Origin of the sequence: Pseudoclavibacter sp. RFBG4 (assembly GCF_002931515.1) — a bacterium.
GTDB lineage: Bacteria > Actinomycetota > Actinomycetes > Actinomycetales > Microbacteriaceae > Pseudoclavibacter.
This window is the reverse complement of record NZ_PSYC01000001.1, coordinates 45,627-57,977: the sequence shown is the minus strand read 5'-3', so window position 1 is coordinate 57,977 and position 12,351 is coordinate 45,627. Positions and strand designations below refer to the sequence as shown.

At 66.6% G+C, this 12,351-nt stretch carries 9 protein-coding genes; 2 read left to right on the top strand and 7 right to left on the bottom strand.

Translation table 11 applies throughout. The annotated features are described in order from the left end of the window. The first annotated feature begins 867 nt into the window (after positions 1–867). Positions 868–1,791, top strand: coding sequence for a ParA family protein (locus C5E10_RS00290; protein WP_104329930.1), 924 nt, complete (start codon positions 868–870; stop codon positions 1,789–1,791). 443 nt (positions 1,792–2,234) lie between these two features. Further along, complete coding sequence (locus tag C5E10_RS00280; RefSeq protein ID WP_104329986.1) at positions 2,235–3,212, top strand: ParB/RepB/Spo0J family partition protein; 978 nt, start codon at positions 2,235–2,237, stop codon at positions 3,210–3,212. A 185-nt stretch (positions 3,213–3,397) separates the two neighbouring features. On the opposite strand, the gene C5E10_RS00275 is transcribed toward C5E10_RS00280, so the two are convergent. The 7 genes from C5E10_RS00275 to C5E10_RS00245 all read right to left on the bottom strand — a co-directional run bounded on the left by C5E10_RS00275 (position 3,398) and on the right by C5E10_RS00245 (position 12,350). Continuing rightward, the gene (locus tag C5E10_RS00275) at positions 3,398–4,360 is read right to left on the bottom strand and encodes a D-alanine--D-alanine ligase (protein WP_104329929.1); all 963 of its coding nucleotides are present in this window, start codon (positions 4,358–4,360) and stop codon (positions 3,398–3,400) included. Between the two features lie 35 nt (positions 4,361–4,395). Continuing rightward, positions 4,396–5,718: a PLP-dependent aminotransferase family protein gene (locus C5E10_RS00270; protein ID WP_104244015.1), complete on the bottom strand. Its 1,323-nt coding sequence runs from the start codon at positions 5,716–5,718 to the stop codon at positions 4,396–4,398. A 150-nt stretch (positions 5,719–5,868) separates the two neighbouring features. Continuing rightward, positions 5,869–6,354, bottom strand: coding sequence for a Cys-tRNA(Pro) deacylase (gene ybaK / locus C5E10_RS00265; protein WP_104329928.1), 486 nt, complete (start codon positions 6,352–6,354; stop codon positions 5,869–5,871). Between the two features lie 24 nt (positions 6,355–6,378). Continuing rightward, positions 6,379–6,702, bottom strand: a complete 324-nt coding sequence (gene trxA, locus C5E10_RS00260) for a thioredoxin (RefSeq protein ID WP_104244011.1) — start codon at positions 6,700–6,702, stop codon at positions 6,379–6,381. 91 nt (positions 6,703–6,793) lie between these two features. After that, a complete protein-coding gene (gene trxB, locus C5E10_RS00255) occupies positions 6,794–7,786 on the bottom strand; it encodes a thioredoxin-disulfide reductase (protein ID WP_104329985.1) in 993 nt (330 codons plus the stop codon). A gap of 71 nt (positions 7,787–7,857) precedes the next feature. Beyond that, positions 7,858–9,939, bottom strand: a complete 2,082-nt coding sequence (gene murJ / locus C5E10_RS00250) for a murein biosynthesis integral membrane protein MurJ (protein ID WP_104329927.1) — start codon at positions 9,937–9,939, stop codon at positions 7,858–7,860. Positions 9,940–9,941: 2 nt separating this feature from the next. Further along, positions 9,942–12,350 carry a DUF6049 family protein gene (locus C5E10_RS00245; protein ID WP_104329926.1) on the bottom strand — a complete coding sequence of 803 codons (2,409 nt, stop codon included), beginning with the start codon at positions 12,348–12,350 and terminating at the stop codon, positions 9,942–9,944. Between the last annotated feature and the right edge of the window lies 1 nt (position 12,351).

Here is a 12,351-nt window from a genome sequence, read left to right as displayed (position 1 = left end):
CAGATCTCGCAGACGTCGAAGCCCCAAGTCTGGTCAGCACCGGGTCCCGCACGTTTGCTCAACGGCGGGATGGACCCGCAGGTCTGCAGATTGCAGTTTTGTCGAGCTAGTGGGGAGGGGCGTGCCGAGCCCGTTGGCATTGGCTTCTCTTCTGATGTTCCGGCGACTGTTGGCCGACGGTGCAGTCGACACACGATGCGGCTACCGCCTTCGGATCGTGATTCGACCCAGCGTGTTGCACTTCACCTATCCGGTTCCGAGTCCTGAGCTTTCCAGTCAATTCGAGCAGATGCGGGGACGCAAGCTACTTGTGCTCGCGGAGGAATGAATGGACCCGTCACCGACCCCTCCTTCCTTCATCCATTTGTTCGGTGACCAGCGTTTCACGTGGAACATCATCGTTCGCCCGTTCGCCCGTTCGCCCGTTCGCCCGTTCGCCCATTCGTCCTTCGGTGTCCGTCGGCGCATCCGTGAACTCGTTGACCCCGTGAGCCCGTGAGCCCATGTTCGTGTGTGTCCGTGCCTGCGTCCGTGCGTCCGTGCCTGCCACCGTGCGCTGCTTTGCCGGACCACACTCCTGAGATCTCTTGAATCTGCTGGTCTGAGGCCCCGAGAAGGCAGAGCTCGGGCAGGGGTGAGTCGGATCGAACTCGTCAAGCCTCACCAGTTGATGCTGAGACCAGTTCTTGGTGTCAGCTGCGCCCACATCACTTCAACCCTCTAGCTGAAGTTGATGTGGCCGACCGACGTTCCACGTGAAACCCACCAAACGTTGCGCGTTGCACTGATTCCACAAGCCTGAGCGTCACCGCGTTTCCGCGTGCGATCTGGGGCACAATTGAGACGTCTACTTGAGGGAGAGCATTCTTGAAAGCTTCATCTGCCGGCGATGCCGCTTCGCCACCAGCGTCGCAGCTCGACGATTCACCGCTCGCGACGGCCCTCTCTGAACTGAACCAGCGGAGAAAGAGCCTCGTCAAGAAAGAGGTTCCCCTTCCCGATCACACGCGCATCTTCACGATCTCCAACCAGAAGGGCGGAGTCGGGAAGACAACAACGGCTGTCAACCTCGCGGCGGCTCTCGCGACGCTTGGCGCTCGGGTCCTTGTCATCGACCTAGATCCCCAGGGCAACGCATCCACTGCGCTCGGTATCGAACACCGCGGTGAGACCGCGGGAACCTACGAGGCACTCCTCGATGGAGAACCACTGAGCGAACTCATGCAGCAGTGCCCGGATATCGAGACCCTCTGGTGCGTACCGGCAACACTTGACCTGGCGGGCGCTGAAATCGAGCTCGTGAACCTTGACAAGCGCGACTACCGCCTGCGTCAGGCAATCGCGGGGCTCCTCGACGAGACCACGGGCACCGACCAGGAGTTCCACTACGTCTTCATCGACTGCCCTCCCTCGCTCGGCCTGCTGACGATCAACGCGTTCGTCGCTGCGCGGGAGGTGCTCATCCCCATCCAGTGCGAGTACTACGCCCTTGAGGGACTCGGACAGCTGATATCGAACCTCAACCTCCTGTCCCAGGATCTGAACCCGCAGCTCCGACTCACAACGATTCTGCTGACGATGTACGACGGGCGCACCAACCTGTCCCAGGAGGTCGCCGCCGACGTTCGAGAGCACTTCCCACAGGAGACGCTGAAGGTCGCTATTCCACGCACCGTACGTATCTCGGAAGCCCCGAGCTTCGGCAAGACCATCATTTCCCACGAACCAACCTCGACCGGCGCGATCGCGTATCTCGAAGCGGCCGTCGAAATCGCCCAGCGAGGAGCATAAACAACATGGCTACAAAAAAACGGACCGGACTCGGTCGAGGCATCGGGGCACTCATCCCCACGTCAGACCGAGGCGCATCCCGCCCCTCTGACGTGTTCTTCGACAGTGAAACCCCCGCCTACCCGACGACTGCATCGACGCGCACCAATCCAGGCACCAAGACGGCAACGTCCGCACCCGCTGCCGCTGCTGAAGAAGCAGTGAACGACAGCCCCAAGACTCCAGAGGCGGGTGCCGAGAAGAAGGCGCCCGCTGCGACTCGTGCAAGTCGCTCGAAAGCCGCGACGACCAAGGCCCCGGCCGCCAAGACAGCGGCAGCAAAGGCCCCCGCTGCGAAGTCCTCAGCCGCAACCAAGGCCCGCGCCACGGCTGTGAAGACCACCCCGAGCACCCCCGCCGCGCCGAGCAGTGACACTGAATCGAAGAACATCGATTCAACCAGCATGGTCGACGACACCCCGGAACTGGCGGGCACCACCGTTCCAGCCTCAGAGCGCTCTTCAGAGGCGATCGACCCAGCCGCTGCGCCGAGCAGCGACAGTGAGGGCGACAACGGCGGCGACGGCGATGGCCTCATCGAGATCCCGGGTGCGACTCTGCGCGCCCTGGACCCGAGTCGGATCGTTCCGAACGCGCACCAGCCTCGAACCGAGTTCGACGAAGCCGCGTTGCAGGAGCTCATCATCTCCGTGCGTGAATTCGGGGTGCTCCAGCCGATCGTCGTTCGCCCGATCCCGGCCGACCACCCGCTTCGTGACGAAGCCGACTTCGAGCTCATCATGGGTGAGCGACGCCTGCGGGCAACGAAGGCAGCCGGTCTCTCGAGCATCCCCGCTGTCATCCGCAATACCGAAGACGACGTCATGCTGCGTGACGCGCTCCTCGAGAACCTGCACCGGAGTCAGCTCAACCCGCTTGAAGAGGCGTCCGCCTACCAGCAGCTCCTCAACGACTTCGGGATCACGCAGGAGGTGCTCGCGGAGCGAATCGGTCGATCGCGCCCGCAGATCAGCAACACGCTGCGCCTCCTCCGCCTGCCTCTGGAGGTGCAGCGACGCGTCGCGGCCGGTGTGCTCTCAGCTGGTCACGCCCGTGCGATCCTCAGCGCCGGCGAACCGGCAGCCATGCAGCAGCTCGCCGACAAGATCGTCAACGAAGACCTGAGCGTTCGCTCTGCCGAGGCCGCCGCCGCGAAGTCGAGCAGCACCAAGGCAGACACCCAGGCCCCGATCCACAAGGAGCCCCGAAGCGGCCTCACCGGCTACCTCGACGAGATCGGCGAGCAGCTCGGTGACCGCCTCAACACCCGCGTCAAGGTCACCCTGCGGCGCACCAAGGGCCAGATCGTCGTCGACTTCGCCTCGATCGCGGACCTGAATCGGATCCTCGAGGAGCTCGGCGAGTCCGCACCCGGCAAGTAGCGCGGCGCGAGTCGGCGCCGCACAAGGCGGCGCCGACACCGCGCTCGGTCCGAGCAGGATCGTCCAGCACCGGAAGAGTTCCGCTACGTGGGTGCGTGTCCAGTTGAGCACCGCTCGCGAACAGAGGAGGTGGATGCGCACCAACCGCGCATCCACCTCCTCTGTTCTGCAGGAGAGGAAACTGGCTACTCGAGTGGCCCGCGTGCCGCTGCTGACGCGGCGAGCTGCGCGTAGATCGTGCTCAGTTCGGAGTCGTCGGCCTCGATGCCGAGGGGCACGATCGACGTCTCCGTGAGCCCAGGGATGGGGTCTGCCTCGAGGAACCACACGACGCCGGCCTCGTCGACGATGAAGTCGACTCGCGCGATGTCGGAGAGACGGATCGTCGCGACCGCGTGCAGGGCAGCCTCGCTCACGCGCTCGGCCTCCTCGTCGGACAGTCTCGCCGGAGCGTAGTACGTCGTCTCACCGGCGTTGTAGCGGGCCTCGTAGTCGTAGACGCCCTTGTTGGCCACGACTTCGACTGCGGGCAGGGCAATCGGTTCGCCGTCGAGGTCGAGCACGCCGACCATCACTTCTCGCCCCTCGATGCGCTTCTCGATGAGCACCGTGTCGTCGTAGGTGAACGCGGTGACGAGTGCCTGCGGGAACTCCTCGAACGTCGAGACCGACGTCACACCCTGCGCTGAGCCGCCCTCGACGGGCTTCACGACTGCTGGCAGTTCGATGCCGCGCGCGATGAGGCGCATGACGGCCTCGGCGCCGAGCTCGCGGAACGTGCTGTTCTCGAGCACGATCGAGGGGGGAGTCGACAGCCCTGCTCGCTTCGCGAGAGCCTTCGCGGTCGCCTTGTTCCACGCGAGCCGCGCGGACGTCGGTCGGGATCCCACGTACGGAATGCGCGCGGCACGCAGTAGCGAGTACAGGGCGCCGTTCTCGCCGCTGGAGCCGTGCAGCAGGGGCCAGACGACGTCGGGCTTCGTCTCTTCAAGGAAGCTGAGCAGGGAGGCGTCGGGCTCGCGGATGGTGACGTTCGCGCCAGCCCGGGTGAGCGCATCCGCGACGCGCCTGCCAGATCGAAGCGAGACGTCCCGCTCATGCGAGATGCCGCCGGAGAGGATGACGACGTGCAGGCCCTCGATGCTCAATGGGGTTCCCTTCGTAGGAGAGTCAGGTGCCGCGGTCAGGAGATATTGGGCGGCGGCATGTTGACGCGGTCCGCATCGGGTCCGCGCCGCGTCGACGTTCCGAACGTCTCGACGAGGTCGAGTTCGCCGTTGATGACATTCGCGAGACGCCGCACGCCGAGCTTGATGCGCTCGGGGGTTGGATAACAGAACGAGAGGCGCATCTCGTGGCGGCCGCGGCCGTCGGCGAAGAACGCGGTTCCTGGCGTGTAGGCGACGAGCTCCTTCACGGCGCGGGGCAGCATCTGCTTCGAGTCGAGCTGCTCGGTGAGGCGCACCCACACGAAGAAGCCGCCGTCCGGCTTCGTCCAGCTGAGCTGTGGGAGGTGCTCCTGCAGGGCTTGGTCCATGGCGTCGCGACGTTCCCGGTACACGTCCCGATAGCCCTCGATCTGCTGTTGCCAGTCGCTCTGCCGCAGGTACTCGGTGACAACCCACTGGTTGAACGTCGACGGGGAGAGGATGGACGCCTCGACGGCGAGGATGAGCTTCTCGCGGATGGCGTGCGGCGCGAGCGCCCAGCCGACCCTGAGGCCCGGCGAGAGGATCTTCGAGAACGACCCGAGGTACACCACGTTCTCCGCATCCATCGAACGGAGCGCGGGCAGGCCGGGCTTGTCGAAGTAGAGGAGCCCGTAGGGGTTGTCCTCGAGGATCAGGATGTGCTCGCGCTTGCAGATCTCCAGCACGCGGATGCGCCGCTCGAGGCTCATCGTGACGCCAGCCGGGTTGTTGTAGTTCGCGACCGTGTACAGGAACTTGATGGTCCTGCCTTCGGCGCGGAGGTGCGCGATGGTCTCCTCGAGCGCTTCGGGGATGAGCCCGTTGTCGTCGATCGTGACGTGGGCCACATCCGCCTGGTACGACTTGAACGTGCCGAGCGCACCCACGTAGCTGGGCGCCTCCGCGAGGACGACATCTCCCGGGTTCAGGAAGAGCTTCGACACGAGGTCGAGGGCATGCTGCGAGCCTGTCGTCGTGACGACGTCGTCCGCTGACGCGTCGTTGATGCCTTCGAGGCTCATGACCTGCAGGATCTGCTCGCGAACCTCGGGAATGCCCTGCCCGCCCCCGTACTGCAGCGCTTCGGAGCCGTGCTCGCGCATCATCGTTGAGAAGGCGGAGTGGATGAGCTCTTCCGGGAGGGCCTGCACGAACGGCATCCCGCCGGCGAGCGACACGACCTCGGGGCGAGAGGCGACGGCGAAGAGGGCTCGAACCTCGCTGGCGGCCAGACCGGCGGTGCGGTCGGCGTAGCTGGTGTACCACGGGTCAAGGTTTCGGCCTGTCTGCGGGCCGACGTCTCCTGGATGCGTCACGGGGTTCCTTCGCGAGAGTCGAAATCCCAGGATACGCCCGCGCCGAGCGTTGTCTTGCGAACCGCATGCAGGAAGTGGACTGATCGGCTCGTGTGCGTGAGCTGCAGGCGAGGTGCGTGCGCACCCCGGTTCGCGTCCAGAGCCCCCGAGTCAGCGCTTCGAGATCGGCGCGCGATGGCCGTCGACAGCCTGCAGGAACGCCGCTGGTGCGACCTCGATGTCGAGCCCGCGGCGTCCGCCGGAGACGAAGACCGTCGGGTACGCGAACGCCGACTCGTCGAGGTACGTCGGCAGGCGCATCCGCTGGCCGAACGGGCTGATGCCACCTCGCACGTACCCGGTTCGCTTCTCTGCGAGTGCCGTGTCGGCGAGCGAAGCGCGCTTGCAGCCAGCTGCCTGAGCGAGCCCGCGCAGGTCGAGCGAGCCGCTGACGGGCACGACGGCAACGGCCAGCTGCTGCTCGTCGAGCTGCACGATCAGCGTCTTGAAGACGCGGGCCTCGTCGATGCCGAGCTTCGCAGCCGCTTCAGCGCCGAACGCAGAGACGCCGGGGTCGTGCACGTAGCTGTGAACCACGTGCTCGACCCCGGCAGCGACGAGCGCCTTCGTTGCGGGCGTTATGGGCGCCCTCGCCATGTCTGCTTCCTTCGCCGGTCGGGTCTAGCCCAGGTAGTCGGCGAACTGCTTCTCGAGTGCCGCACGAGGGTACGCGCCGACGACCTCCTTGACGACCTCGCCGTTCGAGAACAGCTTGAGGGCCGGGATGCTCGTGATGCGGAACTTCATGGCCAGGTCAGGCTCGTCATCGACGTTGACCTTGACGATGGAGAGGTTCTCGTGCGCCTCGCTCATCTGGTCGAGCACTGGGGCGACCTGACGGCACGGGCCGCACCAGGGCGCCCAGAAGTCGACGATGACGGGACCCGGGGCGTCTGCCACGATCTGGTCGAAGTTCGCCGTGGTGGCGACGATCGGTTCTGACATTGGTACCTCCGTGGGAGTTGTCGTGCTTCGTGGTGAATGGTGTTCGGGGCGGAGTGCCTGCTCGGATTGAGTCCGGCTGCACTCCGGCCGATCAGACGATGACGGTTTCGCTCTCCGTCACCGCGGCGGCTGCCTGGTCTTCCGACTCCTCCGCGATCGGCTCGGGGCGAGCGGCCAGGAATGCTTCCGCGTCGAGCGCCGCGACCGTGCCGGAGCCGGCAGCCGTGATGGCCTGACGGTAGTGAGGGTCGATGACGTCGCCGGCGGCGAAGACACCGGGGATGCTCGTGCGCGACGAGCGGCCATCCACCCAGATCGTGCCCTCCTCGGTGATGTCGAGGACATCCTTGAAGAGGTCGATGCGGGGGTCGTTGCCGATCGCCACGAACACGCCCGTCACGGGCAGCTCGGTGCGCTCGTCGGTCGCCGTGTTGAGGACGCTCGCCGACTCGACGCTCGCCTCACCGGCGATGTCCTCGATGCGGGAGTTGAGCATCCACTCGATCTTCGGGTTCTGCTCCGCACGCTCGCGCATGATGACCGATGCGCGAAGGTTCTCAGAGCGGTGGATGATCGTGACCTTGCTCGCGAAGCGCGTCAGGAAGGTCGCCTCCTCCATCGCCGAGTCGCCGCCGCCGACGACCGCGATGTGCTGGTCCTTGAAGAACGCGCCGTCGCAGGTCGCGCACCAGGAGACGCCGCGGCCCGAGAGTCGACCTTCAGCGTCGAGGCCCAGCTTCCGGTAGGCGGAACCGGTCGAGATGATGACCGTGCGCGCCTCGAAGTCGCCGCTGTACGACGTGGAGACCTTCTTGACGTCGCCGTCGAGGTCGACCGTCGTGACGTCGTCGTAGACGAGCTCAGCACCGAAGCGCTCAGCCTGCGCCTGCATGCGCTCCATGAGGTCTGGTCCGAGGATGCCCTCGGGGAAGCCCGGGAAGTTCTCGACGTCGGTCGTGTTCATCAGCTCGCCGCCGACTTCGACGCTCGAGGTGATGACGACAGGCTTGAGGCCAGCACGGGCCGCGTAGATCGCAGCCGTGTAGCCGGCGGGGCCTGAACCGATGATGATGACGTTCCGCATGAGTCCTCCGCACTTCTCCGAGTCGCGGGAATCGCGGCTCGACATACAGGCAAACGCGTTGAGACTAGCGACTATTCCTTCGGACGAGGTGTTGAACCGCGCCCGTCGTCGTCATCGGCCTGGCTCCGGGCCTCACGGGCGAGACGAGCCTCCTCTTCACGGCGGGCGGCCAGCTCGATCACAGCTCGGCGCTCCTCCTCGCGACGCTCCCGGCGGGTGCGGGGCGGTTCCTGGCGGCCGACCTTCGGGATCTCGGTCGTCCGCGAGTGCATGGGCAGGATGATGCCGGCGGTCGAGAGGTCCTCGGTCGCTCCACCGAACGCCCAGGAAGCTGCGTTGACGCGTTCCTCGCGCTGTTCCTGCTCCGCAGCCTGCCGGCGTTCGTCCGCGGCGTCGGGCTCGATCTCCTCGGATGCGAGATTCCACGGCGTCGGTGCCGAGTCCTCCGCGCCAACGGTGACGGTTTCCGGGAACACCGGAAGGTCATCTCCGTCGAGGTCCTGCTCGCCGGGGCGGGCTGGACTGGATGGCGGGCCGGGCTTGATGCCGAACCGAGCGAGGAGCGGGCCGGCGAAGCCCCGGAACTCGGGGGACTTGAGCAGCCAGAGCAGCGGGAAGTAGAAGAGGGCCATGATGCCGGCCCCGATCGCGCACGAGACGAGCGCCTGGAAGATGCCGGAGCGGGGGAAGCCGCCCTCCTGGAACGTGCCGAGCAGCATCATGACGATCAGAGCCGGGATGGAAGCAGCGATGGCCGCGATCGTGAAGCGCACGTAGGAGCGAGCGATGTTCGCGAAGTCGAGCTGGCCCATCCGATTCCGCAGGATGAAGAGCAGGATCGCGAGCCGCAGGGTCGACATGATCGACTGCATGAGGGCGAGCCCCACGACGATGAGCTCCACCGGCCCGATCGCGGCGAGCGCCATGCCGAAGATGTGCAATGGCAACGTGAAGAGGAACACGAAGAAGATGGTCTTGGTGTCCTCGAGCGCGTAGAAGGCGCGCTGCACGAGGAACAGGCCGCTGAACGGGATGAGCCCGACCAGGAACGCGACGAGCGTCAGCGCGATCGAATTGATGCCGGTGTCCGTCGACGCGAAGATCCGCGCGAACGGCACCGAGACGAGGGCGAGCCCGAACCCCGAGAACACGAGGAACATGCCGATGAGGCGTGAGCCCTCGGAGAGGTCGCGGATGAAGTCCTTCGGCTTCCCGTCACTGATCGCCGCGCTCATTCGGGTGAAGAACGCCGTGGCGATGGAGACGGCGATGACGGCGTGCGGAAGCGCGAAGATGAGGAACGCGTTCTGCATGGCCGCGATGGACGCGGCCCGACCGAATGCGACGTTGGCGACGATCGTCTCGACGAGGCCGGCGAGCTGCATGACAAGGAGCATCCCGAGCGTCCAGCCGGCGAGGCGGCCCACCTGTCCCAGGCCGGTGCCGCGGAACTGGAAATCCAGGCCGAAGCGGAGGCCGGCGCGACGCCAGAAGAACAGCAGCACGATCGTCTGCATCGCGACACCGACCGTTGCCGTGCCGCCGAGGACCGCGATCATCGTCGGGTCCCAGTCCGAGATGACCCGGTCCTGGCCCGTCGGGTCGGCGCCGAAGACCGTGCTGAAGAGCAGCAGACCCGCGATGCCGACGATGTTGTTGATGACGGGCGCCCACGCGAACGGTCCGAAGAGGCCGCGCGCGTTGAGGATCTCGCCGAGGACGGCGTACATGCCGTAGAAGAAGATCTGCGGCATGCACCAGTAGGCGAAGGCCACGAGGAGTCCCAGCTGTTCTGGGCTGAGGCTCGCGCCGTAGAGCGCACCGATGATGGGCGCCCCAACGGTCGCGAGAATCGTCAGCCCGCCAAGCAGCACCATGGCAAGGGTCACGAGCCTGTTGACGTAGAGCTGACCGCCGTCCTCGTGTCTCGCCGCCTTGACGACCTGCGGCACGATGACGGCGTTGAGGAGCCCGACCGAGATGATCGAGTAGATGTTGCTCGGCAGCTGGTTCGCCCCGGCGTACGCGTCGGCCGAGACTCCGATGACGCCGATCGTCTGCGCGATGACGATGGCCTTCACGAAGCCCAGCACGCGAGACACCATGGTGCCCGATGCCAGGAGCGCGCTCGCCCGCGCGATGCCCTGAGCCATGCCTACTCCTCGGTCTTCGTCGCGCCGGCGGTGTGCTTGCCGTCCGCGTCAGCTTCGGTGCTGTCCTCTTCCGAGGTCTGCGCGTCCGACGGCTCGGCTCCCACTCCCGACACTGCCGCGCGCCGGCGACGGATCGTGCGCACGAGACCCGCGACGAAGAGCACGGCCAGGCCGACGCTCGCGACGAGGATCGCGATGCTCTCCCACTCGGCGCGCACATCCAGGCGGATCTGCTTCGTCGAGGAGAGCTGCTCGCCCTCCGGAGTCATGACGTTCACGGTGACGTACGTCGTGCCGTTGGCGATCGCCTTGATGGGGATGCCGACACGCGACATCGAGTTCGGCTCGATCGTGAGGGCCACGGCGTCGCCGGTCTCGACGGCTCCCGTCGTCGGCCTCAACTCGACGAGCACGGTGACTTTGCGATTGGGAACTGCGTTGGACACGAAGAGTGGCAGCTCCGTGTCGCGGCCCACGATGAGCGCCTCGCTCGTGTCGCCGAGCTGCACGTACGACTCCGTGAGCGTGACGTAGTCCCTGAGTCCGCTGACGGCGGTCTGCGCCTCTGCCGGAACGGTCGCCCATCCGGTCGCGAGCGCACCGATGCCGGCGACTCTGACGGGGTCGCTGTAATCCAGCGGGTCGTCGAAGATCGTCGAGATGACCTGCGCACGCTCGATGGTCTGCATGACGCTCGTCATCTGGTTGAACGAGGTCTCGCCGACACTGCCGTCGATGAGGGAGGCTTCCCGGCGACCGGTGTCGGCCTCGCTCGGGAACGTCAGCGGTGTCGATGACGCCCAGCTCAGCCCATCCACGAACTGGAGGGTCTGCGCGAGGCGATCGCCATCGAACTCGTCGCGAGTCACCGTGCCGACCAGCGTTCGCGGCTCGTAGGGCAGCTCGCGCGTCACGACGGCCAGCAGGGTCGCGATGCGGGTGGCCGCCTCGTTCCACTCCTCATCGGTGGTTGCGTGCACGGCATCGTCGATCGCGTCGTCGAGGGTCTTCTCAGCGATGACCGCACTCCACCCGGCGACCGTGGCCTGCGCGCTCTCCGTGAAGTCCGCGTCCGCGCTGACCCCCGTGTTGGAGTCGTCCAGGATGAGCGACTCGCCGCCCCAGCCGCGGAACTTGTCGAGGTCCGTCGACTGGGCGGTGCCCGCTTGAGGCCAGACGACGCCGCTCATCGTGTACGGGAAGCTGACGAGGCTCTCGGTCGTGGGGAGCGGCGGTGCGACGGGCTCAGGATCTTCCGTGGCACTCGGCTCCGGAGTCTCGGCTGTGGTCGCCTCTGGAGACGCGGACGCCTCTGCACTGCCCTCCGTGTCGGTGCCCGTGGCCCCGTCCTCGGAAGGCGTGGTCGCCCCCGTGTCTGCGCTCTCGGTGGGCGTCGGCGTCGGCGTCGGCGTTTCCGTGGGGTCGGCGAAGTTCGCGGGATCGATGTCGAAGTCGAAGTTCGTGACCTCGAGCGGCTGCTGCGCCCCCCACTGCGACTGGAGCGTGAGGCTCGCGTCGGCGAAGGGAAGCTCGAACGTCTGGTTGTCGATGGCCGTCAGCCGGTCCAGCCAGGTCAGCGCCGACTGCGGCGCTGCAGAGCCGAGCACACGGATCGAGGCCAGGATGCGGGGGTCGATCGCGACGGTCGAGTTCGGGCTGGCCTCGACGGCGGCGAGGATCTCCTCGAGGCGCCCGCCCGGTGCCGTCTGCTCAGCGAGCCGCGCACTGCTGAGCAGCGGCTCATCGGCATCGACGAACAGGCCGGAGGTGATGGGAACGACGGTCGAGACGAGCGTCGGCTCAGCCGCCGCGACCCCATTGAGCACGATCGTGGAACGCGCCTGTGCGAGCTTCGCGTCACCGCTCGTGAGCGTCGCGGCCATGGCACGAGGCCCGAAGTCGTCGGTGGCGGCGAAGGGCAGCCCCTCCGCCGAAACGGAGACGTTGAGCAGATCCGTCTCTCCTGGCGGAACGCTCTCAGTTGCGAGGCTCGCGACGACATCGAGCCGGTCGACCGCCGATTCGCTGCTCGAGGAGCTCCACGCATCCAGCGCGAACCTCGTGTCGATCGTCGACGAGCCGACCGCGAGCTCGAGCTGGGCGGCCGGGAGCTCGGCATCCGTCTTGTTCACGACGACGAGCTCCACGACAAGCGGTCCGCCGGGCTGCACGAGACCACCGTCGGCCGGCGCGGCGAAGATCGAGACCTGCCCGTCCGGTGCGTCGGCGATGGCCCGCGGCGCGGCCGTCGAAGAGCTGACCGCGGCCGGGCTCGCGTGGTTCGTGGGTGCACCTGACGCGCCACCGGTGACCCCGAGCGCCAGCACCGACGCCAGGAGCGTCGCAGGGACAACCCGGCGTGCACAGGCACGCAGGAACCGTGGCACAGCGGCGCGCGGTGCGTGGTCCATG